Genomic DNA, 24,510 nt, shown 5'->3' with positions numbered 1-24,510 from the left:
CTCCCATGAACACGACGCCCACGCAGCAGGCCATCACCCTGGTGGTCACCAACAGCGAACGGCTCGAGGGCCGCTCCACCAGCAGTCACGTCTTCCGGGGAGCCGGCGGCACCCTGGGCAGCGCCACCGCCGACGACTGGCTGCTGCAGGACCACGCCGGCCGGGTGCGGCCGGGCCATGCCGAGATCCAGCGCCTCGACGGGCGCTTCTGCCTGGTCGACCGCTGTGGGCAGACCTTCGTCAACCGCGCGACCCTGCCCATTGGCCGGGAGCGCCGGGTGGCGCTGCGCGACGGCGACGAGCTGCAGGTCGGGGAATACCGGCTGCGCGTGCACCTGGGCGACCGCCAGGCCGACAGCGCCGGCGTGCAGCCCCTGGCGACCCTGGTGGACGAGGAGCACGAGCGCCTCGACGCCCCCGAGGCGCCGCTGGCCACGGCGCTCGCCCCGACGCCCCAGCAGGACCCCCTGGCGGCGCTGGGCGAGGCCTCGCCGGCCCGCCGTCACCAGGACCCCCTGGCCGCCCTGGCCGACGACGAGATCGCCGGCGAGGACGATCCCCACGGCCTGCTCGATGCCCTGGACGGGCGGGGCGAGCCGTCTCCCGCCCCGGCGGCACCGCTGAACCGACGACACGAGGACCCGCACATGGACGAACGGTTGTTGAACGATCTGGAACGCTCGGTCGGCGAGCAGCTCGAGGAGCGCTGGCAGGAGCCGGCCGCGGGCGGGGAGGCCGGTCATATCGGTGCCTCGCCGCTGCTCACCACCCTGGGCGGCGAGCTGCGCTTTCGCGACAGCGCCGAGCAGCACGCCTTCCTCGAGGAGGCCGGCCGGACCCTGCGGGCCACCCTGGAAGGGCTGCTGGCGCTGCACCAGGCCCATGACGGCAGCCGCTATCCGCTGCGCGACCGCCGCCTGCAGCCCATCGAGGACAATCCGCTGCGCCTCGGCCAGCCCTATGCCCAGACCCTGACCACGCTGTTCGCGGCCCAGCGCAGCCCGGTGCACCTCTCCGCGCCGGCGGCGGTGGCGGAGTGCCTGGAACACCAGCAGCAGCACCAGGCCGCCGTCGAGGAGGCCATCGGCGACGCCCTGGCCGCGATCCTCGAGGCCTTCTCGCCGGACGCGCTGCTCAAGCGCTTCCATGCCTACCGCGGCGCCGGCCGACAGGGCGAGGACGAGGGCGGCTGGGCCTGGGAGATGTACCGGCACTACTACCAGGAGCTCAACTCGGGCCGCCAGCAGGGCTTCGAGAAGCTGTTCTGGGAGGTCTTCGAGCAGGCCTACGACCAGTCGCTGCGTCGCCAGCAGCGGGAGGGCGCATGACGCCCCGTGCTGCCCGGGCCGTGCCCCTGTGCTGTCGCCTGGTCGCCGGGCTGGCCCTGCTGCTGGCGCTGGCCGGCTGCGCCTCGACCTTCGAGGCCGCCGGCAAGACCTACCAGGTCATGCGCGACCCCTCCATCCCGGTGGGCTACCCGGAGGATCGGCCGTCGCGGGTCGACCTCAGCATGCTCGCCGCCGGCGACGTCAACCCCAACGGCGAGGGGGAGGGGGCGCCGCTGCGCTTCCAGATCCTGCAGCTCAAGGACGACTCCATGCTGATGGCGGCCGACCATCGCCAGCTGCGCGAGGACCTGGAGGAGGCGCTGGGCACCAACTACCTGGCCCATGACGACTTCACCCTACTGCCCGGCCAGTTCAAGTTCTACGAGCCCTTCGAGGTCGAGGAGGACACCCGCTACATCGGCATCATCGCCTTCTATGCCGCGCCGGACCAGGTGCAGTGGAAGAAGGTCGTGCGCATCGACGACCGGGGCCGGGACTATCACCTGCTGGTGCACCTGCACGAGCACGAGGCCGCGCTGCGGAAGGAGACCTGATGGCCAGTCGCAACCGAGTGGTATGGAGCGAGGGGCTGTTCATCAAGCCCCAGCACTTCCAGCAGCAGCAGCGCAGCCTGGAAGGCCTGATCGACAGCCGCCTGCGCGGCGTCGGCGGCCATCTGCACGGCTTCCTGTCCCTGGAGCTCAACGCCGAGTACCTGAGCTTCGGGCGCATCGCCCTGAGCCGTGCCAACGGCGTGATGCCCGACGGCACCGCCTTCCAGCTGCCCGACGACGACCTGGAGCCCCAGCCGCTGGAGATCGGCGATGCCTCGATCACCAACCAGGTGGTCTACCTGGGCGTGCCGCTGGCCACCGACGGCGTCGCCGAGGTCAGCCGGGAGGCCACGGCGCTGCCCTCGCGCTACCGGGCCGCGCCGCGCGGGGTGCGCGACCTGCACTCACCGGACGGCGACCTGGCCGACCTCGAGTTGGCGCGGGTCGCCCCGCGGCTGCTGCTCGAGAACGAGGACCGCAGCGCCTATGCCTGCCTGGCCGTGGCGCGCATCCTCGAGCGGCGTCCGGACGGCAGCCTGGTGCTCGACGAGGGTTTCCTGCCGACCCTGCTCAACGTCCAGGCCGCCCCGGTGCTGCAGCGCTTCGTCGGCGAGATGGCCGGGCTGATGCGCGAGCGGGCCCGCAATCTGGCCCAGCGCCTGGCCACTCCCAGCCAGACCGGGGTGGCCGACGTCACCGACTTCATGCTGCTGCAGTCGCTCAACCGCGCCCAGCCGCGCTTCCAGCACCTGGCCCGGCTCGGCCACCTGCACCCCGAGCGGCTCTACGCCAGCATGCTCGAGACCTGCAGCGAGCTGACCACCTTCACCGGGGAGTCGCGGCTGCCGCCGGAGTACCCGGCCTATGACCACGACCAGCCCGAGGCCGCCTTCCGGCCGCTGATGCAGAGCCTGCGCCAGTCGCTGTCCACGGTGCTCGAGCCCCGGGCGCTGGCCATCCAGCTGCAGTCACGGCGCTTCGGCCTCAAGGTAGCGACGCTCGCCGACCTCAGCCTGCTCGACGACGCCGACTTCATCCTCGCGGTGCGCGCCGACCTGCCGCCGGAGCGGCTGCGCAAGCTGTTCGTGCAGCAGACCAAGGTGGCCAGCGTCGAGCGCATCCGCGACCTCATCAGTCTGCAGCTGCCGGGCATCCCCCTCGAGCCGCTGCCGGTGGCGCCGCGCCAGCTGCCCTTCCATGCCGGCTACACCTACTTCCGCCTCGACCGGCGCAGCGAGGCCTGGAGCATGCTGCGCGGGGCCAGCGGCTTCGCCTTCCATGTCGCCGGCGACTTCCCGGGGCTGGAAATGCAGTTCTGGGCGATCAGGAGCTAAGCCATGAACGAACTCGCCACCCGCGACGACGCCCGGCGCCACGAGGACAGCATCGATGTCCAGGGCCTGGAGCGACTGATCCACAGCCATGCCGGCCACCTGGATGCCGACGAGGACTACTGGTTCCGGCTGCGCGGCCACAGCCTCAACCCGCTGGTGGATGCCGCCAGCTCGCTGCTGGGCATGGTGGTCCGGGTCCGCCAGCTCGACCGGCTCGACGACATCGAGCGCCTCTATCGCCAGGTGGTCGACGAGGTCGCCGCCATCGAGGTGGAGCTCACCGAGCAGGGCTACGACCGGCCGACCCTGCTGGCCTACCGCTACGTGCTGTGCTCCTTCATCGACGAGGCGGTGATGAGCACCGACTGGGGGCAGCAGAGCGAGTGGGCGGGCCACTCCCTGCTGGCGCGCTTCCACAACGAGACCTGGGGCGGCGAGAAGGTCTTCTCGATCCTCGCCCGGCTGCGCCAGGAGCCCCGTCGCTACCGCGACATGCTGGCCTTCATCTACCTCTGCCTGTGCCTGGGCTTCGAGGGGCGCTACCGGGTCATGCCGCACGGGCGCGAGGAGTACGAGCAGATCCTGCGCGAGCTCGGCGACCAGCTGGCCGCCCTCGACGAGCCCGGCGAGGAGGCCCTGACCCGTCCCCTGGACAACGTGGTCACCGCCCCGCGCCGCCAGGGGGACGGCCTGCCGCTATGGGGCATCGTCGCGCTCTTCGCCCTGGCCCTGGCGGCGGTCTACACCGGCCTGGCGTGGTCGCTGGATGCCCAGGCCGACCAGGTCGGCCGGCTGCTGGAACGGATCATCAACTAGCCATCGACGGCAACACCGAGGAAGAGACCATGCTCAGGGTAGAGCTACCGGCACTGATCGACCGACTCAACGCCATCGCCCGCCAGGGACTCGAGGCGGCCGCGGCGCTGTGCGCCGAGCAGCAGGCCCCCGAGGTCGGCGCCTCCCACCTGCTGCTGGCCTTCGTCGACCAGCCGCTGTGCGATGTGCGGGTGCTGCTCGACGGCGAGGGCATCGCGCTTCCCGAGCTGCGCCGCGCGCTGGCCGAGGACGCCCGGCCGCCCCGCGACCTGGAGGTCACCACGCCCAGCTTCTCGCCGCTGCTGGTCGAGCTGCTGCAGGATGCCTGGCTGCTGGCGAGCACCGAGTTCGACCACCGCGCGCTGCGCAGCGGGGTGATCCTCACCGCGCTGCTGCATCATGCCGGCCGCTACCTGGGGCCCCGCGGCGAGCGGCTGCTGGCCGGCATCAACCGCGAGCGCCTGCGCCGCGACTTCGCCCGGCTGACCCGGGACTCCGCCGAGGCCGCGGTGCCCGGCGCCGAGGCCGGGGGCCAGGCCGCCCCGCGCGGCGCCGGCGGCGAGGACGGCGCCCTGGCGCGCTTCGCCACCTCGCTCACCGAGCAGGCCCGCCGCGGCGAACTCGACCCGGTGCTGTGCCGGGATCCGGAGATCGACCAGATGCTCGACATCCTCGGTCGCCGGCGCAAGAACAATCCCATCGTGGTGGGGGAGGCCGGGGTCGGCAAGAGCGCCGTGGTCGAGGGGCTGGCCGCGCGGATCGTCGAGGGCCGGGTGCCCACGGCGCTGGCCGGCGTGGAGCTGGTGTCCCTGGACCTCGGCGCCCTGCAGGCCGGCGCCTCGGTCAAGGGCGAGTTCGAGAAGCGCCTCAAGGCGGTGATCGAGGAGGTCAAGGAGGCCGCCACCCCGACGCTGCTGTTCATCGACGAGGCACATACCCTGATTGGCGCCGGCAACCCGGAGGGCGGCGCCGATGCCGCCAACCTGCTCAAGCCGGCCCTGGCCCGGGGCGAGCTGCGCACCATCGCCGCCACCACCTGGCGCGAGTACAAGAAGCACGTCGAGAAGGACCCGGCGCTATCGCGGCGCTTCCAGCCCATTGCCCTGGGCGAGCCCAGCGTCGAGGAGGCGCTGGTCATCCTGCGCGGCCTGCGCGACGTCTACGAGGCGACCCACGGCGTGCTGATCGGCGACAGCGGCCTGCGCGCTGCCGCGGAGCTCTCGGCCCGCTACCTGGCCGGCCGCCAGCTCCCCGACAAGGCCATCGACGTGCTCGACACCGCCTGCACCCGGCTCGCCCAGGCCCTGGACACGCCGCCGCGGCGGCTCAGCCACCTCAACAGCGAGCACCTGGCGACCTGGCGCGAGCGTGACCAGCTCGACCGCGAGGCGCTGCTGGGGCGCAGCCCCGAGGCCGGTCGCCTGGATGCCCTGGACGCGCGGCTGGCGCAGCTGGGTGAGGAGCTGGAGACCCTGGAGTCGGCCTGGGGCGAGCAGCGCGACTGCGTCGAGGCGATCCTCGGGCTGCACCGCGAGCTGCTCGACGGCGAGGACGAGGACCTCGAGCGGCGCGACCGGCAGGCGGCGAGCCTGGCCGATCACGAGGCGCGCCTCGCCGAGCTGCAGCACGAGTTCGCCCTGGTCAACGCCACCGTCGAGGAGGCCCAGGTCGCCCAGGTCATCGGCGACTGGACCGGCGTGCCGGTGGAGCGCATGACCCGCGACGAGCTGTCGCGGCTGACCGAGCTGCCCCAGGCGCTGGGCCGGCTGGTCAAGGGCCAGGACCCGGCCATCGAACGCCTGCACCGCCACCTGCTCACCGCCCGCGCCGACCTGCGCCGCCCCGGTCGCCCGCTGGGCGCCTTCCTGCTGGTCGGCCCCAGCGGCGTGGGCAAGACCGAGACCGTGGTGCAGGTCGCCGAGAGCCTCTATGGCGGTCGGCAGTTCCTCACCACCATCAACATGTCCGAGTACCAGGAGAAGCATACCGTCTCCCGGCTGATCGGCTCGCCGCCCGGCTACGTGGGCTTCGGCGAGGGTGGCCTGCTGACCGAGGCGATCCGCCAGCGGCCCTACTCGGTGGTGCTGCTCGACGAGGTCGAGAAGGCCCACCCGGACGTGCTCAACCTCTTCTACCAGGCCTTCGACAAGGGCGAGTTGGCCGACGGGGAAGGGCGTGCCATCGACTGTCGCAACGTGCTGTTCTTCATGACCTCGAACCTGGGCCATGACGCCATCGTGCGCCATGCCGACGACCCCGCGGCCATGGACGCGGCCCTCTACCCGCTGTTGTCCGACTTCTTCCGGCCGGCGCTGCTGGCGCGCATGGAGGTGGTGCCCTACCTGCCGCTGTCCCGGGAGATCCTCCACGACATCGTCGGCGCCAAGCTGGAGACCCTGGCCGAGCGCATCCGCGACCGCCACCGTGAGGCCGAGGTGGTGCTCGACCCGGCCCTGGCCGAGGCCATCTGCGCCCGGGCCACGCGCAGCGAGAACGGGGCGCGGATGCTCGAGTCGGTGATCGACGGCGAGCTGCTGCCCCCGGTCTCGCGGGCCCTGCTCGAGCGCCTGGCGCGCCGCGAGCCGGTGACCCGGGTGACCCTGGGCGTCGACGGGGATGGCTTCACCGCGGAGGTGGCATGACGTGAGCAGGGACGGCGTGCTGCAGGGAGGAGGAGCGACCGCGACGCGGCCGGCGCTGGCCGGCATGCGCGAGGCGCTGCGATTGGTCGAGAGTCGCACGCCGGCCGAGCTGCGCCGGCGCGGCGTCGCGCTGCTGGGCGACCGCCAGGGCCTGCCCTGGGTGCGCTGCCTCGCCCTGGATGCCAGCGGCCGCTGGCTGGGCGGCGACGACGACCTGCCGCGGCTGGCCTGCGACGACTTCCGCCATCCCTATGCCCACGCCATTCGCCGCGGCGAGCGCCTGGCGCTGGGGCTCGGCGAGGCCCGCTCGCGGCTGGATCACGAGGCCTTCCAGGCGGCGGTCGCCGGGCTGCCCGCGGCCTGGCGCCTGGTGGTGCAGCCGCTGCGCGCCCGCGACGGACAGCGCGAGTGGCTCGGGGTGCTGGCCCTGGCGGGGCCGGCCGCCGAGCTCGAGCCGCTGCTGGCCAGCGTCGACTTCCAGGCCTTCGAGACGCTGTGGTGCCACCTCTGGGCCTGGCAGATCCGCCAGCGCGACGAGCGCCAGCACCAGGCGTTGCTGCGCGACTCTCTGGCCAAGCTCAACGACGGGGCCCGCCGGCGCGGCTTGAGCGAGCGGCTGGCGCGGGAAATCCGCGGCGCCTCGCCGGCCATCCGCGCGCTGCGCGACCAGCTGGTGCGCGGCGCCGAGACCAACCTGGCGGTGCTGCTGCAGGGCGAGACCGGCACCGGCAAGGACCTGGTGGCCCGCGGCATCCACGAGGTCTCGTCGCGGGCCGCGGGACCCTTCATGGCGATCAACTGCGCGGCGATTCCCGAGAGCCTGCTGGAGTCCGAGCTGTTCGGCCATGCCCGGGGGGCCTTCTCCGGGGCCGACCGGGCGCGGGAAGGGCTGTTCGGCCAGGCCGACGGCGGCACCCTGTTCCTCGACGAGATCGGCGACATGCCGCTGGCCCTGCAGGCCAAGCTGCTGCGGGTGCTGGAGAGCGGCCGCTACCGGCCGCTGGGGGCCAGCGAGGAGCGCCGCGTCGACCTGCGGCTGGTGGCCGCCACCCACCAGCCGTTGCATCGCCGCATCCGCGAGGGGGCCTTCCGCGCCGACCTCTACTACCGGCTCGGCCAGTTCCCCCTGGCGCTGCCCGCCCTGCGCGAGCGCCGCGAGGACATTCCCGAGCTGGCGCTGGCCTTCGTCGCCGACTTCTGCCAGCGCGAGGGGCGCGAGGACATCGGCCTGGGCCGCGCCACCCTGCGGGCCCTCGGCGAACGGGACTACCCCGGCAACGTGCGCGAGCTCAAGAACCTCATCGACTACGCCTGTGCCATGACCCGCGACGGCGAGGACATCGTCCCCGAGGTGCTGCCGCTGGCCGGCCTGCCCCGGGACCCCGGCGAGGTGGCGAGCGCCGAGGACGCGCCGCCGCGGGCGGCCCACGAGGAGGTCGCCGACCTGCGCCGGGCGCTGCGCGACTACGAGGCGACGCTGATCCGCCAGCGCCTGGACCGCTTCGACGGCAACCGTTCCCTGGCGGCCGAGAGCCTCGGCCTACCCAAGCGGACCCTGGCCCACAAGTGCCGACAGCTGCAACTGGATACCCCATGACCGCGACCCTGACGACACGCCATGCCCCCGCGACGCTCGCCTCGGCCCGCCGGCTGCTGGCCGCCCTGGCACTCGCCCTGCTGGCCGTCGCCCCGACCGCCCAGGGCGAGGACTCGCGTCTCGCCGACGCCCGGGCCTGTGCCGCGCAGGGCTCGCGGCTGGCGCGGCTGCACTGCTACGACGCCCTGTTCCGGGAGACCACCGAGGTCGCCGCTGTCGCCCCGCGGTCGTCCCTGTGGCAGGCCGTGGCCGCCCAGGAGGCCGAGCGGGCCGCCGACGATGTCGGCCTGATGGTGCGCGAGACCCCGGACACCGTGCTGATGAGCGCCCCGGCGCTAGGCACGCTGCCGCCCCGGCCGCTGCTGGTGATCAGCTGCGATGCCGCCATCACCCGCTTCCAGCTGCACCTCAGCGAGCCGCTGGAGGCCCCGCGAGCCCCGCTGCGGCTGCAGGGGGCGGGCGCCGCGCTGGACCAGACCTGGCGGGTGCTGGACGGTGGCCATGTGCTCAGCGGCGGCCGTGGCCTGCCGGCCATCGCCACCCTGAAGCGCCTGCTGGGCACCGAGCAGCTGACCCTGGCCAGCGAACGGCCCGCCATCGACGGCCTGCGCTTCGACGTGAGCGGCCTGCGCTCGGCGATCGCCCCGCTGCGCGCCATGTGCCGCTGGTAACGAGGATCCCCATGCGAATCACCCAGGACGCCCAGCTCGAGCCCCTGCTGGCCCCCCTGGCCGACGACGTCGGCCAGCCGGTGACCGACACCGAGGCCTTCGCCTGGCTCGACGAGGAGATGATGAAGGTCGGCTCGCTGCAGCACGGCGAGGTCGACTGGGCGGGAGCCGAGGCCCGGGCCGCCGGCCTGCTCGCCGACACCGGCAAGGACCTGCGCGTGCTCGGTCACCTGCTGCACTGCCTGCAGCAGGGTGGCGACGCGGTGCGCTTCGCCCTGTCGCTCGCGCTGCTGGAGGGGGCCCTCGCGCGCTGGTGGGAGACCGCCTACCCCTACGCCGGGGCGCGTGGCAGGCGGGCCCGGCCGAAGCTCTTCCAGCAGTTCACCCAGCGCGCGGTGACGCTCGCCGGGACGCTCGACTTCCAGGGCGCTGCCGAGGAGCACCAGGCCTGCCGGGACGCGCTGGCCCGGCTGCGTGACCGGGCCGCCGAACGCGCGCTGCCGGCCCCGGCGCTGGAGGAACTCGCGCGGCTGCTGGACAAGGCCACGCCGGCGGCGGCGAATCCCGCCCCGGCGTCGTCCGCCGCGGCCCCGTCCGCGGGCGGCGACGGCCCGAAGGGGGAGCCCGCGGACGGGGCCGCGACGGCGCCCCGGGCCCCGGAGGCCCGCCTCGAGGCGCGCAACGAGCGGGGCAACCGCCAGGCGCTGCTCAAGATGGCGGAATTCCTCAACGACCAGTCGCCGGGCGAGGCGCTGGGCTACCGGCTGCGGCGCCACGCCATCTGGCACACCATCCAGGGCCTGCCGATGACCCGCGACGGCCAGCGCACCGAACTGGCGCCGGTGTCCGCCGACCGCGCCGCGGAGTACCGCGAGGCCGCCGGCGGGCGACCGACCCTCGCGGACTGGCAGCGCATCGAGAACAGCCTGGCGCTCGCCCCCTACTGGCTCGAAGGCCATCAGCTGAGTGCCGAGATGGCCGGCAAGCTGGAGCATCCGCGCTGCGCCGAGGCGATCCGCGACGAGGCCGAGCGCTTCGTGGCCCGGCTGCCGGGGCTCGAGGCGCTGACCTTCAGCGATGGCAGCGCCTTCCTCGACCCCGCCACCCGGGCCTGGCTCGAAGCGCGCCCCGGCGCCGGGGCGCCTGCCGTCGGGGGTGGCGGCGACCCCTGGCAAGCGGGGCTGGAGGCCGCCCGGGAGCGGCTGGCGGAGGCGGGGCTGGCCGCCGCGCTGGCGGTCCTCGATGAGGGCCTGGCGGCGGCACGCTCGCCGCGGGAAAGCGTCTACTGGCGCCTGGCCAGCGCCGACCTGCTGCAGGAGGCCGGCCTCGCCGCGCTGGCCCGCCAGCACTACCAGGCACTGCACGACGCCGTGACACCGCTCGAGCTCGACCGCTGGGAGCCGGCCCTGCCGGCCCGGCTGGCATCGGCGCTCGAGGCGTGAGGCACGGCGACGCAACGGAATCGACAGGGACGAGGGAGCAAGGCTCATGTGGAGACGAGTGAAGGCCGGCCTGGCCCGCTGGATGCCCGGGATGTCCCGGGCGGAGAGCCAGCTCAACCAGGCACGCGGACACGCCAACCGGGCGAGGGGACTGAAGCGGCTGGGCGTCTGGCTGTGGTGGCTGCTGGTGGTGGCCCTGCTGGTAGCGATCTGGTGGCTGGGGCCAGAGTGGCAGGCCTTCGGCGGCCGACCGCTGGGGCCCTGGGTCAATCGCCTGCTGGCCAGCCTGGCCCTGGCCGGGATGGTCGCGGTGGTCTGGGGCATGCGCCTGGCCCGGCGCCTGCGCACCCTCGACGAGGAGCGTCGCCACGACGAGCAGCGCCAGCTCGACCCGGTGCTCGGCCAGCTCGAGCGCCAGGAGGAGAGCCTGGACGCCACCCTCGAGGAGCTCACCGAGAGCCTCGGCGGCGGGGCCAACGCCCGCTACAGGCTGCCCTGGTACCTGGTGATGGGCGTGGAGAACGCCGGCAAGACCAGCCTGATCAACCGCTCGGGGCAGAACTTCGCCCTGACCCACGTGATGAAGGCGTCCGGCCAGGGCAAGCGCGGCCGGCTGGGCTTCGACTGGTGGATCGGCGACAAGGCGGTGCTGATCGACCCCGACGGCGAGCTGCTGACCCAGGGCGCGCTGCAGGGCGGCGAGCCGGCGGAACTCGAGAACCGGCTGTGGAACCACTTCGTCGACTGGCTGGAGCGCCATCGGGCCCGCCGGCCGCTGGATGGCGTGGTGCTGGTGCTCGACCTGGCGCGGCTCAGCGACGCCCAGGTGGCGGTGCGCAAGGCCTACGCCTCGCTGCTGCGGGCGCGGCTGCGCGAGCTGATGGAGCGCCACGGCAGCCGGCTGCCGGTCTACGTGACCTTCAGCAAGATGGACCTGCTGCACGGCTTCGACGACTTCTTCCGCCACTATTCCCGGGCTGCCCGCCGGGCGCCGCTGGGCTTCACCTTCTCCCCGGGCTCCCTCGACAAGCCCGGCCGCTGGGAGCTCGAGTTCGCCGAGGCCTACGACGGCATGCTGGAGCGGCTCAACCAGAGCCTGCCCGGCCTGCTCGCCGAGTGTCGCGACCGCGAGGAGCGCGAGGCGGTGTTCCGTTTCGTGCGTCAGCTCGCCGGCCTGCGCGACGTGCTGCTGGGCTTCCTCGGCGAGGCGCTGTCCAGCGACCGCTTCTCCACCGCGGCCCTGGTGCGCGGCGCCTACTTCACCTCGGTCTACCAGCAGGGCGTGCCGGAGGACCCCTTTGTCGATGCCGCCGCACGCCGCTACGGCATGACCGACGGCGTGCAGCCGGCGCACCGGGCGGCGCGTTCGGCGCTGTACTTCACCGAGGAGCTGTTCGAGCGGATCATCTATCCCGAGTCGGGGCTGGCCGGCGACAACGCCCGGGCGGCCCGCCGCCGGCGGCGCGTGCGGCGCGTCGCCGGCCTGGCCTGCCTGTTCGTCGGCGCGGCCATGGTCGGCGGCTGGTACCACTTCTACCAGAAGAACGCCCAGGCCCTGGCCGCGGTGGCGGACAAGGCCGAGGCCTTCCTCGCCGTGCGGCCGGGCCAGTGGCAGAGCGACGATCCCACCGGCTACGGGCTGCTCGAACCCCTCGATCGCCTGCTGGATGCGACCCGGGAATTCGGCGACTACCGCTCGCGGCCCTGGCTGCTCGCCGACATGGGCCTCTACCAGGGACACGAGCTGGGCGTCGAGGTCGACAACGCCTACCTGCAGCTGCTCGAGCGGCAGTTCCTGCCGGTGCTGATGATCGGCATCATGGATGACATGAACCGTGCGCCGGACGGCAGCAACGCCAAGCTGGCCCTGCTGCGCATCCTGCGCATGATGGCCGACGCCAGTGGCCGCCAGCCCGAGCGGGTGCACGCCTTCATGGCGGACCGCTGGCAGGAGGCCTTCCCCGGCCAGGGGGATGTCCAGCGCCGGCTGCTCGGCCACCTCGACTATGCCCTGGCCTACACCGACCTCGCCGGCCATGCCGAGGCCGGCGACCTCGCGGCCCGGGAGGCCATGGCGCCGCTGCGCGGCAGCATCGCGGCGGCCCAGCAGGAGCTCGCCCGCCAGCCCATGGCCGAGCGAGTCTATGCCACCCTCAAGGCCGGCAGCCTGCGGCGCAGCGGCGCCCGGCTGGACCTGCGCGCGAGCGTCGGCCCGGCCTTCAGCCTGGTGTTCATGGCCCGCGACGACGACCCCGAACAGGTGCGCATCCCCGGGCTGCTCACCCGGGACGGCTTCGAGGGCTACTTCCTCGACCAGCTGGAGCAGGCCACCGAGCTGGCGCTGATCGACACCTGGGTGCTCGGCCAGCGCGACGACATCGACTTCAGCGAGGCCGACCGGCGTCGCCTGCAGGCGACGCTGCGCGAGCGCTACGCCAGCGACTATCACGTCACCTGGCGCGAGGCGCTGGCCGACATCACGCTGGTACCGCTGCCCGATATCCACCAGGCGGTGCTGGTCGCCGACGGCCTGCTCGGGGCGAGTCGGCCCCTGGACCGGCTGCTCGACGAGGTCAGCGAGCAGACCGAGCTCTACCCGGAGCTGCCGGGGGACGACGCGGCGGCCCAGGAGGCGCTGCAGCGCTCGCCACGCTATCGCCTGGCCAGCGAGATCGCCCGCCACTTCGCCCCGCTCCACGAGCTGACCGAGACCCGCGGCGACAACCCCTCGAACCTCGACGAGATCAAGGCGGCGGTCGCCGACCTGCGCGACTACCTGCGCGAGGTCGACGAGGCCGGTGACCGCGGGGAGAGCGCCTTCGTGCTGGCCCGTGACCGCCTCTCGCTGCAGGGCGGCGACCCCATCGCCCGTCTGCAGCGCATCGCCGAGGACACCCCGGCGCCGGTGGGCGGCATGCTCGAGAGCCTGGCCGACCAGAGCTGGCAGCTGCTGATGGCCAGCGCGGTGCGCCACCTCGAGCGCCAGTGGATGGACGAGGTCGTGGCGCCCTTCCAGCAACGCCTGGCCGGTCGCTACCCGCTGGCCCCCCAGGCCTCCCGGGAGGTGGCGCTGGCCGACTTCGAGGCCTTCTTCGCCCCGGACGGCACGCTCGATGCCTTCTACCGGCGCAACCTCAAGCCCTTCATCGAGGGCGCGCCGGAGGCCCTGCGCACCCGCGGGGGCGATGCGCTGCTGCGGCGCGGAGTGATGGAGGCCATGCAGCGCGCCGAGCGCATCCGCGAGGCCTACCTGAACCGCGACGGCGTGCTCGACGTGGCCTTCAGCCTCGAGCCGCTGAGCCTGAGCGCCGACAAGCGGCGCGGGGTGATCAGCGTCGACGGCCAGCTGATCGACTATGCCCACGGCGTCAGCCGCCGGGTGCCGATGATCTGGCCCAACGGCCTGCGCGACAGCAACGAGAGCCGGGTCACCCTGGTGCCGAGCCAGGTCAACCGCTCGCCGCGCAGCCTGCGCCGCGACGGCCCCTGGGCCTGGTTCCGCCTGCTCGACGAGGCCCAGCTGACCGGGGCGGGAGAGCGCGAGCTGGAGCTCCGCTTCCAGGTCGACGGCGGCAGCATGCGTTATCGCCTCACCGCCGAGGGGCCGCGCAACCCCTTCACCCGGTCCCTGGTGGCGGGCTTCAGCCTGCCCACCGCCCTCTATGCCGAAGGAGAGCGTGACGATGCTGGCGACGCTTAAACGCTGGCTGGGCGCGGCCCCGGCCACAGCGCCTGCCGAGGCGCCGGCGGCCGGGACGCACCGGGCCGAACCGCCCCCCGCCCTGGCACCGGCCGGCGAGGCCGACATTGCCCTGCTGCTCGAGGCCGCCCAGCGCGCCGAGGCCGAGGGGCTCTCGCCCTGGGTGCTGCGCGACGAGGCCCGCCTCGAGACCCTGCGCCGCTCGCTGGAGTTCGTGGTCCACCGGGGGCTCTGGCTGCAGCGGGAGGCGGGCCAGGTGGCCCATTGGCAGGGGCGGCTGCTGGCCTTGCGCCATGGCGACGGGCCGGTGCTCGGGATGCTGCTGGTCTGCCGCCGCGATGACGAGGCCGCCTGGCAACTGCGCTTCTTCTTCATCGCCCCGGAATGGCAGGGCCGCGGCCACGGTGCCCGCCTGCTGCTGGCCGCCCGCCGCGAGCTCAAGGGCACGCCGCTGCAGACCCGGCTGCCGCTGGCCGGGGCCGCCCCGGCCAGCCTCGAGGCGGCGGGCTTCAAGCGCATGCACGTGGACGCCGGCGGGGTGGCCAGCTTCGAGGCCCCGGCGCAATGGAACGACCAACGCGAACGCACGCGCGGCGCCTGAGCGGCGACGCGCATCGGCAGGAGGACGACGCATGGGACGCAAGTTCGTATTGTTGGGGGATCTCGGCACCGACCACGAGGGCTTTCCCCCCACGCCGGTGACCGCCGGCAGCCCCACGGTGATGATCGACGGCAAGCCCGTGGCTCGCCAGGGCGACCCCCTGGCGCCCCACGCCAAGCCGGACCACGGCACCCACCCGCGCGCCATCGCCGGCGGCTCGGGCAGCATCCTGGTCGACGGCAAGCCCGCCGCCCTCACCGGGCATGCCGTGGACTGCGGCGGCGTGGTGATCGGTAGCGCCAGCGGGGAGGGCAGCTGACATGGCCGACCGCAGCGGACTGCAGTTCACCCTGAGCCTGACGGGAGCCGATGAGGTTGATCTGGCCGTCGTCGATTTTACCCATGAGGAGGCGCTCTCGGCGCCCTTCCATCTGCGCGTGCGCTTCGCCAGCCGCTCGCCGGACCTCTCGCCCGAGGCGCTGCTCGACCGCCCGGCGAGCCTCACCGTGTGGCAGGACGGCGTGGCCCAGCGCCGGGTCCACGGCATCGTGGCCGAGTTCGGTCGCGGCGACCGCGGCCATCGCCGCAGCCACTACGAGGTGATCATCCGCCCGGCGCTGTGGCGTCTCTCGCTGCGCCAGAATTCGCGGATCTTCCAGCGCGTCTCGCCGCTGACCATCCTCAACACTCTGTGCGAGGAACGCGGCCTGCGTGATGTGGCCTTCGCGGTGACCCGCGAGCTCGCCGAGCGCGAGTACTGCGTGCAGTACCGCGAGACCGACCTTGAATTCATCGAGCGCCTGGCCGCCGAGGAGGGGCTGTTCTACTTCCATGAGTTCGAGGACGCCGACCTCGGCACCCACCGCCTGGTGTTCGCCGACGACCCCCAGGTGCTCACCGGGCTCGGCGAGCGCAGCTACCATCACCGCGCCGGCGGCAGCGCGCCCCAGCGTCATCTGCGGCGGCTGACCCAGATCGCCCGGGTGCGCCCGGCCCGGGCCCAGCTCAAGGACTACAGCTTCAAGCGCCCCGCGTATGGCCAGCTCCACGACCATCAGGGCCAGGGGCTGGAACAGCACAGCCAGCGCGAGGACTACGAGCACTACGACTACCCGGGCCGCTACAAGGCCGACGCCTCCGGCCAGGCCTTCACCCGCCATCGCCTGGAGCACCTGCGCCACGACGCCCTGACGCTCAACGGCGAGAGCGACCTGCCCGAGCTTTCCCCGGGCTCGCGCTTCAGCCTGGCCGACCACGACGTCGGCGCGTTCAACCGCGGCTGGCAGGTCATCAAGATCAAGCACGAGGGCGAGCAGCCCCAGGCCCTGGAGGAAGACGCCGTGGGCATCACCGCGGGCGATCGGGCGGGCCTGCGGGGCCAAGGCGGGAAGGCAGGCGCGGACGCCATGACCCGCTATCACAACACCCTCACGCTGACCCCGGACGACGCCGCCTGGCGCCCCGAGCCCCAGCCCAAACCGCGGGTCGACGGCCCCCAGGTGGCCTTCGTGGTCGGGCCCGAGGGCGAGGAGATCCACTGCGACGCCCACGGCCGGGTGCGCTGCCAGTTCCCCTGGGACCGCTACGCCGCGCCGGATGAAACCGCCAGTGCCTGGCTGCGGGTCAGCCAGGGCTGGGCCGGCGGCGGCTACGGCATGATGGCGATCCCGCGCATCGGTCACGAGGTGATCGTCTCCTTCCTGGAGGGCGACCCGGACCAGCCGCTGATCACCGGGCGCACCTACCATGCGGTGAACACCCCGCCGTACCCGCTGCCCGAGCACAAGACGCGCACCGTGATCCGCACCCAGACCCACCAGGGCGAGGGCTTCAACGAGCTGCGCTTCGAGGACCAGCACGACCAGGAGCAGATCTGGCTGCACGCCCAGAAGGACCTGGAGCTGCTCACCGAGAACGACCGCACCGAGGAGATCCGCCGCGACAGCCACCTCAAGGTCAAGCGCGACCGTATCGGCGAGCTCGACCGCGACGATCACCTCACCGTGCACGGCGAACGCCGTACCCGGATCGACGGCGACGACCACCTCAGCGTGGGCCAGACCCGCCACGAGAAGATCGGCCGCGCCCAGCTCGTCGAGGCCGGCAGCGAGGTCCATCACAAGGCCGGCATGAAGGTAGTGGTCGAGGCCGGCGCCGAGATCACCCTCAAGGCTGGCGGCAGCTTCGTGAAGCTCGACCCCAGTGGCGTGACCATCGTCGGCCCCAGCGTCAAGATCAACTCCGGCGGCAGCCCCGGCAGCGGCACCGGGCAGAGCGCTCAGGCGCCGATCCTGCCGGGGGAGGTCGATCCCGCCCCGCAATTCACGCCGATCAAGGCACCGCAGCACGCCGCCCTGTTGCAGCAGCAGGCGCTGTGCCCGGTCTGCGAATCCGCCAGCGATGGATCATAGGCCATGAGTGAGCCTTGGTCAGCGGACGGATCGACGTGGGAACTTGAACTCGACTGGCCTGAGGCAGGAGAGGTGCTCCTGCTGCTCGATGGCGTGCGTGTGAAGGCACTGGCCCGGCGCCTTTACGAGTGGTCGGAAGGCGACATGGATGCCGACCTTCTTTACGCAGGCACGCCCTGGGCCGACGTGGCCGAGGTGTCGCCATGGCTGGTGCGGCTTAAGGGGCCGGGCGATCCCATACTCGAGCGGTTCGTCAGCCAGGGGGCCGAGGCGGAATGGGGCTATCTGATCCTCGGCTCATGCGATCTGCTGGACGTGGCCGACCATCTGCGCGACCTGATCCAGGTGCGGCATCCCATGGGCATTCCCATGCTGCTGCGCCTGGCCGATCCTGCGGTCATCTCGTCGCTGTTTACGGATGGCAGCTTGCCGGAGCAGGTGCCCTGGGGGCCCATCGAGCGGCTGATAATGCCGGATGCGGTGCAGAAAGCCTGGCACAGGCATGCGCCGCTGGAGAAGGAGGCGACTGGCCGGCCCATAAGCGCTGTGGATTATCGGCTCTCGGAGTCGCAGCTGGAGCGCCTCCAACAGTGCGACCGTCGGCGAGACCTCCGGCAGTTGATGACCTTCGTCGACCGGCATTGCTATGGCTGGCTGAAGGCAACGGATCGTCCCCAGCGCCACGCGCAGCTGGCCGGCGTCGTGCAGGAGGCGTGTGGTATGGGGTTAACGGCGCCGCGGGAATGGGCCCTGTTTTGCACCCTGATGCAGCGTCTCGGGGTCACTTCCTGGCGAGAGGCCGAGCACTTGGAAGCTTGGACGAACCTGTTGGGCGATCCGGGCCAGGGTAGCGGCATGGCAAGACTCGAGGCCGCTCTGGCGGCGGCTCCCACATCATCACGGACTGACGTTACGACATAGGGAGAATGTCAAATGGCTGCGTTCGAGCGACCCGCCGATGATCGCAACGACGCCTCGCTGGCGGCGTATGAAATGTCGAGCCGCGGCAGCGAGGAGGGCGCCACCTGCCCGCTGTTGGGTGGCAAGGTGCAATTGCTGCCCTTGCGCTATGGACTGGTCGAGGAACTCGAACCGGAGATTGATACGCCCTATTCGCTGACGGCGCGGCCGCTCGGTATCCGGCTGTTGCGCAACGGCTACCTCTATGTCCTCGATGGCGAAACCCACCAGCTCGATGAGTACGAGTTTCGCGACTTCGGCGACACCATCTCCGGCGGTAAGCTCGAGTACGAGACCGACCGCATGCTCTACGTGTGTTTCTCCGAGGTGCAGTGGACCGCGGCCAAGCGCGCCCAGGTGACGGAGAGTGAAGCGGATCGGGATGCCTTCATGCAGGCAGTCGATCTCTCCGGCGCCAACGCGGTCAGCGGGGGAGGCCAGCATCTGATCACCACGGCCCAGGCCGAGGAGTGGGTGGCCGAGTTCGCCGAGGACGCGCAACTCGAGGTCCCCGAAGAAGGCTATGAGCAGGAAGCCCAGCCTTACCTCTGGGAGAACGAGCCTTACTATCACAAGTCGCGGCTCGGCAAGCTGCTCAAGCAGCATGACGTCGGGGATCGCGACGAGGCCCTATGCCTGGTGGTGCGCGACGATATCGGCGTGATGCGTGATCTGGCGCAGTTCCAGGACGAGGTCGTTGGCTGGGTGGAGGACTGGGCCACGGAGAACGAGGGACGTACTGAGCGGGATTACCTGCTGGCCTGTTACATCGAGTCGCTGTCCCAGCTGAAGGGCGCCTCGCTGGACGACCTGCGCCAAGTCTCGGAGGACCCGGCCGTCCAGGCCGTGTGGGACGAGGTCGCCGCGATGGAGGAGCCTCGCCAGGGCGAGGTACGGCAGGCCCTGCTCGATTTCCTCAATCGGGACAGCAATACCGGTGAACTGCCACAGCCCTACGATTCGGACTTGCCGGCAGAACTCAAGGAGCGTCTCCAAGTAATACGCGACAAGGGTTCAAGGAGCAACTACAGAGCAATCACCCGTCAATTACACGCAGAGGTTCGCCGCTACTACGTCGACAGTCTCAGCGGGAGCCTGGGAGCCGACTTCGTGGATCGACATGGCGATGCCCTGCTTTCCATGAAACAGCAGCACAACGAGCGGCTCAGGGCACTTCTCGAAGGCAGCAGCATCGGTGAACGGGGCATCAATGAGCTGATCGACCGCGAACGCATGGACGCTTTTCTCGGCGAGCATCGCCCGCGGCTGCAGCGCTGGAATGCCTCGCTCGATGCCCTGTCCGACGATCGCGCCGATATGCTGTGCAGCATGCGTTTCCACACTGCCGCCTGGTACTTCGATGCGCAGGATGCGGATCAGGTCCACGAGGGCTTCAAGGCCCAGTATGGGTGTCTGAAGGATATCTGCCGCACAGAAGAAGCGACCGAGCAGGTCGCCGACTGGCTGGAGGAGGCTCCGCACTACGATCGGCCGCTGTTCTATACCCTGCCGCTTGCCGACCAGAGCGACTTCATCGGCCAGTATTCGACGATTGCCAATGCAGGTTACGGGGCCGTGCTCAAGGCTAAGGACCTGTGGGATGAGCTCAACTCGATCGAGTCCGGGCAACTGCCGGCAGTCGATCAACTGCCCGAGGATACCCAGGTCATCGCCGAGAGCGCCCATCAGCCCTTGGCGCCGGCAATCTCGCGGGGCATTGCCCAGGTCATGGACGAGCTCTACCAGAGCATCAATCGTGACACGGTCCCCAACCTGGAAGAGTTGTTTCGACGCCTTCCCAAGGCGCTGCCCGCGCGAATTCTCGACGCCGCCCATCGTACGGGGGCCAGCTTCGTCGTGGCGTCACGCGAGGAACTGGAGAGCTTCCGGCGTACCATCCAGCGTGTCCTGGCGCTGCGAGAAGAGCTCAGTGCGATCCGCAAGCGTCGCAATGCCGTCAAGGCGACCGCCGGGCACCGGTCCCCCGAGGCGCAAACCCTGCTCGAGGAGTTCAAGCGCCTGCGCCAGGAACTGCAGACGGTGCATGAGCCGGAGCTGGCCCGTGCGCTGAGCCCGATCGAAGAACTGCCCGACGATGCGGTCCGTATCACTGGTACGGCGCCAGGGCGCGCCGGCCTGACGCTGGTGCTGCCGGCGGCCCAGAAGGCCGAAGTGGGTGGGTTGATACGTAACCTGCGGCAAGGAATTACTGCGGCGCCCAAGGCAAGCCTGGTCGGGGATGGTCTAGGCTTGCTAGTTTTTGCTGCTCAGATGGTTACCTTCTGGCATACATACCAGGACTATCAGAGTAGGACCGGGTCGAATGGATCAACGACGCGTATCGATGTTATCAAATCATTTGTTGCTACAAGTTCTGCTGGATTTCTTGCGGCTCAGGGCATTATGGATACCGCTCTAGATCTAAGAGTGAAGGCTCTAGCCGATGCCCTTAATGATACCGGAGCCCTAAAGGTCGCGAACTCACTAGGTAAGCTGCATATTTTCTTGGGAGGCTTGACTTACGTCGCAGGCGTTTTTGCTTCTTACTTTAGCCTTTCAAATCGATATAGTACTTGGCAGGAGGCTGTTCGTAGTGGCGACCAAAGTGCTCAGAGTGCTGCCATGGCCAGTATGGCAGGTGCCGGAGGCATGCTGGGGGCTAATGCCTATGGCTTGACCCATACCCTTCATACAGGCTTTTCCGTAGCGTTCCGTGGCGTTGAGTGGGCCGCTGCCGGTGCTCGACTGGGATCAGTGTTCTGGCGATTTAATCTCGCCGGGGCCTTGTTTACCGTGCTTGAGCTTGGCGGGAGCTGGCTTTATAACCGTTACAGCACCAGCCGTCATGATGATTGGCTGCTCTCTACCCCTTGGAGTCAGGATGCGGAACAAGCCCGTGATGACTCGCTCGAGACTTATCAGTCACGGCTACAGGAAATCGCTCAAGTACCCAAGCTTAACGTCAGCATCGAGGAATTCGAGAGCTGGTGGAAAAATCGGCTCGAAGGCCCAAAGTCGGTGGATTTTGACCTTAGCCTTCCTTCCATCGGCTTGCAGGATATTATCGCCCCCTTTGGCGGTAAGCCGCCATATACACTGTCGCTGGCCTGCTATCAGGTGCGCTCGAACGCGGGACCAGGCCCGCGTGAATTCTGGTATCCCGCAACCAGTCAAGTCGATCTCCAGCTCGATCTGGAAGATCAAGCGCCTCTGACGCTCGGTTTTCCCAGACCGGAGCCGGTGGGTGAGGGAGATTGGCGCTACCATGATACCGTTATGGCGATCCGGGTCGAGCGTCTCGGCAGCGATGGTCGTTATCAACCGTCTGACTACCATATCCGATTCTCCCTGGCAGGCGGTGAAGGTGTTTATACCCCATCAGAGATTGACATCCTCGGCGAGCCGGCGGCTTGGCAGGAAATCGACCCGCTTCTTTTCACTTGATCCTAGGCATTTATATGTCCAACAAGGAAGCTCAGACACCCCGACCTGATATGGCCCAGCCCCACCGGGCCGGCGATATCGAGCCCTTCCCGTCAGGCCAGGTCAGCTATCTGTCACCGGCTCCCCTGCCCACAGGGGCGGCGCCCCTAGACTTCAATCAGGCTATTGGCGAGGTCAACGATGCCTATCTGGACTTCGGGGGGAGTCTTCCCACCCCCTTTACTTGGCAGTTTACTTTAGGGATACCCTTCATTGGTTCTCTATGGATTGTTGTGCTTACCCCTTTGGTACTCGGGTGGATGACTTCTAGCGAAGAGCTCCCTTTTGCCAGTGAGTTTATTGCCTTCTTCGATATTACTCTGGGAATAGGACTATGGGGGGGGGGGCTTATCCTTGCCTTGGCTTTGTTTATCAAAGCCCAATACCACTTCAAGTTCCGCAACGATGTCCCTACCCGTTTCCATCGTCAGCGCCGCGAGGTTGCGTTTGCGCCGGGCGGCGGTAAACCGCTGATCATCGTGCCCTGGGAAAGCGTGGCGGCCTGGATAACCGAGGCACAGGGCGCGACCCAGTACGGCGTGCAGCGCCAGTATGGGCTAGGGCTTGGCTTTATCGATCCCGAGACGGGGCAGCAGCACTTTATCGAGCTTCAGCAGCCGGGCCGTCCGCTGGCGATGGGGCTGTGGGAGTCGGTGCGGGCCTACATGGAATACGAGGTGCATACACGCGAGGAGATTCAGGATCCGAATGGCCTGCATCGCCCCGGCGATCCGCCCTACGAGGGCGTGCATACCTTCCATAACGCCCGCCGCCGGCTGCATCGCCGTTATCGAGACGGCGAGATCGGCCTATTCAAGGTCTCAATGTGGTACCTGTGGCACATCCTCGACCTGTGGACGATTCCCTTCCACCTGGCCGAGTGGGAGATCCGCGCCATCCAGAAGGCCGGGCGCAAGACCCTGCCAGAGAGCCTCGATGAATGGTCGCAACCTCTTCCCAGAGAGCAGTGGGCCCAGCCCAGCGAGGAGTTGAAGCGCCTCTCGGCGGAGGTGCGCAAGCGCCAGGCTCAGCAGCCAAACCGGCCGATCACCGCCATCTTCGCCGAGGTTTACGGCGAGGAAACGACGCTCTCGGCCTGATGGGGCCGGCTTGCCCTAGACCTCTTACCTGGGCACCGCTTTCACTGAACGATACATCGCACGGCAAGGACGCCGTGCCACATATGTCACGCCAGGGAAGGCGCGCTGCCGTCTGCCCCGGCGGTAGCGTGCCTGGTTGTGGGGTCGCGTTGGCGAGTTACCTATACCTGTCCACGATGGCCTTCTAAATGACACGCGTCTGGCAGGCTTGGCTGCCTTCCGATGTACAAGCCCCGGAGGCGGAATTCGCGCTGTCGATCGATTATCCGGCGACGCTACTGAGCTCCCCTAATGGCGCTGACTTTGTATTTTATAAGCCAGAGGCAGATGCGGGTGGCTTTAACCTGGAACCGGCGGAGAATGCCCCTGTTCGCCAAGCGATAAGCCGTATGTTCAATCTGACGGTCCCGGCTTGAATGTATGCAGGACGGTGACGGCTAGTGTTTAAACATTTTATATTCAGTATTTATGAAAAGGTGTTTGTGTGATGTGGTTTATTCAGCCAAGAAAAAATTACGTGCCTGAGATGCCATGGGAACGTGTCGCTGAGCCAGAGGTCATGAGCTGGCAGATTCGGGTGCGTGACTATAATACCTTTGTGGCTAATATGGTTTTTTTGGGGGTTTATTTGTTATTGGGGGGTTTGTTTGGGCTGCAATTTATTTCCAGAAAGGAGGTGTTGTGGATGGGGATTCAATGTCGCTTATTGGGTTGTCTTTGGCCATGATCCCTGTAGTAATGAGCATGACCCATCAGACCTCCATTATCGCCTATCGTCTCACGAATAAAGGGTATGAGGCTTTCTCGTGGAAGCCCCAGATTGATTCGGTGAAGCCGGTGATGAAGTGGACAGCAATTGTCTCCGGTGTCGCGGTGCTGGTGGCCACCTTCTTCAATCCTTACTTTATTCTCGGTGCAGTTGGTCCGGCCGGCTTGGGGCTAATTGCATTGTCAATGGGGAGCTCCAGTAGCTACCAGAAACTTGTGAGGGGTGAAGAGCATTATAGTGCTTCTTGGGATGATGTGGAGGAGGTGGCGCTATGGAGAAAGCGTCGACTCATTGGGCTCAGGTTTACGTTTCATACGAGTAAAGGCACTACGCAGAACGGGTATCGTACCTTGTACTGTAAAAAGGGAGAAGAGGATGAGCGCGTTGCCTTTATAAGAGACAAGGTGAAAGACGTCCCCTATGTGGAAAAAAAGATGGAGGTTTTCGAGGGAGGTATGGCGATATAGACGCATCCCTATACAACCTAAAGTCATTAGCGTTATCGCGGCAAGGACGCCGTGCCAGATATTCTCGCTAGGGAAGGCGCGTTGTCGTCTGCCCCGGCGGTAGTGTGTCCAAGGAAACACCATGACCACCCAAACCAAGGAACAGGATGCCTCCGCCATGGCGCTGCGCGCCGGCGAGCATCTGACGCGTGGCGCCAATGAGCTCTATGCCCTGAGCCCCAAGCCTATTCCCTTGGGGCCCATGGCAGGGGCCGGAGCGGATGTGGGGCGATTGGTCTATCGCCGCGACGAGGCGACGCTGGATCTTGTACACAATGTCAGCCGTAACGGCATGCTGGCCTGGGGGGCGGCGGTCTGGATGATGCTTGCCTTTGTAGGGGTGTTCTTCTTTGTCGTCTTTATGGTTGTTTATGGCGGCTTCACCTGGGCTAACGCCTTGGGGATGTGGGGGGGGGCGCCTATGGAGCATTTCTGTTTTTTATAGCCTTGCTCATCATCCCCGATCTCTGGGTTACCCTATCTGTCAGCGTAGTTGTCACCTAAACGGATTGAGAGGTGATCAACATGCGTTACCCCGCAGAGCGGAAGGAAGCCATCCTTCAGAAGATGGCACCTCCGATGAGCCTGACCATCCC

General features: G+C 68.9%; 18 protein-coding genes. All 18 read left to right on the top strand.

Going from position 1 to position 24,510, the window contains the following annotated elements; all coding sequences use genetic code 11:
• The first annotated feature begins 5 nt into the window (after positions 1-5).
• Positions 6-1,328, top strand: a complete 1,323-nt coding sequence (tagH, locus tag EKG36_RS12965) for a type VI secretion system-associated FHA domain protein TagH (protein WP_126484749.1) — start codon at positions 6-8, stop codon at positions 1,326-1,328.
• On the top strand, positions 1,325-1,882 hold the full coding sequence (tssJ, locus tag EKG36_RS12960; RefSeq protein WP_126484747.1) for a type VI secretion system lipoprotein TssJ: 558 nt from the start codon (positions 1,325-1,327) through the stop codon (positions 1,880-1,882). The genes tagH and tssJ overlap by 4 nt, the downstream gene beginning before the upstream one ends.
• The gene (tssK, locus tag EKG36_RS12955) at positions 1,882-3,216 is read left to right on the top strand and encodes a type VI secretion system baseplate subunit TssK (RefSeq protein WP_126484745.1); all 1,335 of its coding nucleotides are present in this window, start codon (positions 1,882-1,884) and stop codon (positions 3,214-3,216) included. Before tssJ ends, tssK begins: the two co-directional genes overlap by 1 nt.
• 3 nt (positions 3,217-3,219) lie before the next feature.
• Positions 3,220-4,032: a type IVB secretion system protein IcmH/DotU gene (gene icmH / locus EKG36_RS12950; RefSeq protein ID WP_126484744.1), complete on the top strand. Its 813-nt coding sequence runs from the start codon at positions 3,220-3,222 to the stop codon at positions 4,030-4,032.
• 29 nt (positions 4,033-4,061) lie between these two features.
• Positions 4,062-6,674 (top strand): type VI secretion system ATPase TssH, encoded by a 2,613-nt coding sequence (gene tssH / locus EKG36_RS12945; RefSeq protein ID WP_126484742.1) that lies wholly within the window; start codon positions 4,062-4,064, stop codon positions 6,672-6,674.
• Position 6,675: 1 nt separating this feature from the next.
• Positions 6,676-8,271: a sigma-54 interaction domain-containing protein gene (locus EKG36_RS12940; protein WP_246007510.1), complete on the top strand. Its 1,596-nt coding sequence runs from the start codon at positions 6,676-6,678 to the stop codon at positions 8,269-8,271.
• Positions 8,268-8,942 carry a type VI secretion system-associated protein VasI gene (gene vasI, locus EKG36_RS12935; RefSeq protein WP_126484740.1) on the top strand — a complete coding sequence of 225 codons (675 nt, stop codon included), beginning with the start codon at positions 8,268-8,270 and terminating at the stop codon, positions 8,940-8,942. Before EKG36_RS12940 ends, vasI begins: the two co-directional genes overlap by 4 nt.
• Positions 8,943-8,953: 11 nt before the next feature.
• A complete protein-coding gene (gene tssA, locus EKG36_RS12930) occupies positions 8,954-10,384 on the top strand; it encodes a type VI secretion system protein TssA (protein WP_126484738.1) in 1,431 nt (476 codons plus the stop codon).
• A gap of 46 nt (positions 10,385-10,430) precedes the next feature.
• The gene (tssM, locus tag EKG36_RS12925; RefSeq protein ID WP_126484736.1) at positions 10,431-14,084 is read left to right on the top strand and encodes a type VI secretion system membrane subunit TssM; all 3,654 of its coding nucleotides are present in this window, start codon (positions 10,431-10,433) and stop codon (positions 14,082-14,084) included.
• Positions 14,068-14,685 (top strand): GNAT family N-acetyltransferase, encoded by a 618-nt coding sequence (locus EKG36_RS12920; RefSeq protein WP_126484734.1) that lies wholly within the window; start codon positions 14,068-14,070, stop codon positions 14,683-14,685. Before tssM ends, EKG36_RS12920 begins: the two co-directional genes overlap by 17 nt.
• Positions 14,686-14,716: 31 nt before the next feature.
• Positions 14,717-15,004 (top strand): type VI secretion system PAAR protein, encoded by a 288-nt coding sequence (locus EKG36_RS12915; protein ID WP_126484732.1) that lies wholly within the window; start codon positions 14,717-14,719, stop codon positions 15,002-15,004.
• A 1-nt stretch (position 15,005) separates the two neighbouring features.
• Positions 15,006-17,096: a type VI secretion system Vgr family protein gene (locus tag EKG36_RS12910; protein ID WP_126484730.1), complete on the top strand. Its 2,091-nt coding sequence runs from the start codon at positions 15,006-15,008 to the stop codon at positions 17,094-17,096.
• Between the two features lie 3 nt (positions 17,097-17,099).
• The gene (locus tag EKG36_RS12905; protein WP_126484728.1) at positions 17,100-18,017 is read left to right on the top strand and encodes a DUF4123 domain-containing protein; all 918 of its coding nucleotides are present in this window, start codon (positions 17,100-17,102) and stop codon (positions 18,015-18,017) included.
• A 12-nt stretch (positions 18,018-18,029) separates the two neighbouring features.
• Positions 18,030-21,500 (top strand): toxin VasX, encoded by a 3,471-nt coding sequence (locus EKG36_RS12900; RefSeq protein WP_126484726.1) that lies wholly within the window; start codon positions 18,030-18,032, stop codon positions 21,498-21,500.
• A 14-nt stretch (positions 21,501-21,514) separates the two neighbouring features.
• Positions 21,515-22,639, top strand: coding sequence for a hypothetical protein (locus tag EKG36_RS20805; RefSeq protein ID WP_246007509.1), 1,125 nt, complete (start codon positions 21,515-21,517; stop codon positions 22,637-22,639).
• 188 nt (positions 22,640-22,827) lie between these two features.
• Positions 22,828-23,055 (top strand): hypothetical protein, encoded by a 228-nt coding sequence (locus tag EKG36_RS12890; RefSeq protein WP_126484724.1) that lies wholly within the window; start codon positions 22,828-22,830, stop codon positions 23,053-23,055.
• Positions 23,056-23,383: 328 nt separating this feature from the next.
• Complete coding sequence (locus EKG36_RS12885; protein WP_126484722.1) at positions 23,384-23,875, top strand: hypothetical protein; 492 nt, start codon at positions 23,384-23,386, stop codon at positions 23,873-23,875.
• 121 nt (positions 23,876-23,996) lie between these two features.
• The gene (locus EKG36_RS12880; protein WP_126484720.1) at positions 23,997-24,359 is read left to right on the top strand and encodes a hypothetical protein; all 363 of its coding nucleotides are present in this window, start codon (positions 23,997-23,999) and stop codon (positions 24,357-24,359) included.
• The last annotated feature ends 151 nt before the right edge of the window (positions 24,360-24,510 follow it).

Origin of the sequence: Halomonas nitroreducens (assembly GCF_003966155.1) — a bacterium.
GTDB classification, from domain to species: Bacteria; Pseudomonadota; Gammaproteobacteria; order Pseudomonadales; family Halomonadaceae; genus Halomonas; species Halomonas nitroreducens.
This window is presented reverse-complemented; position numbering and strand designations above follow the sequence as displayed.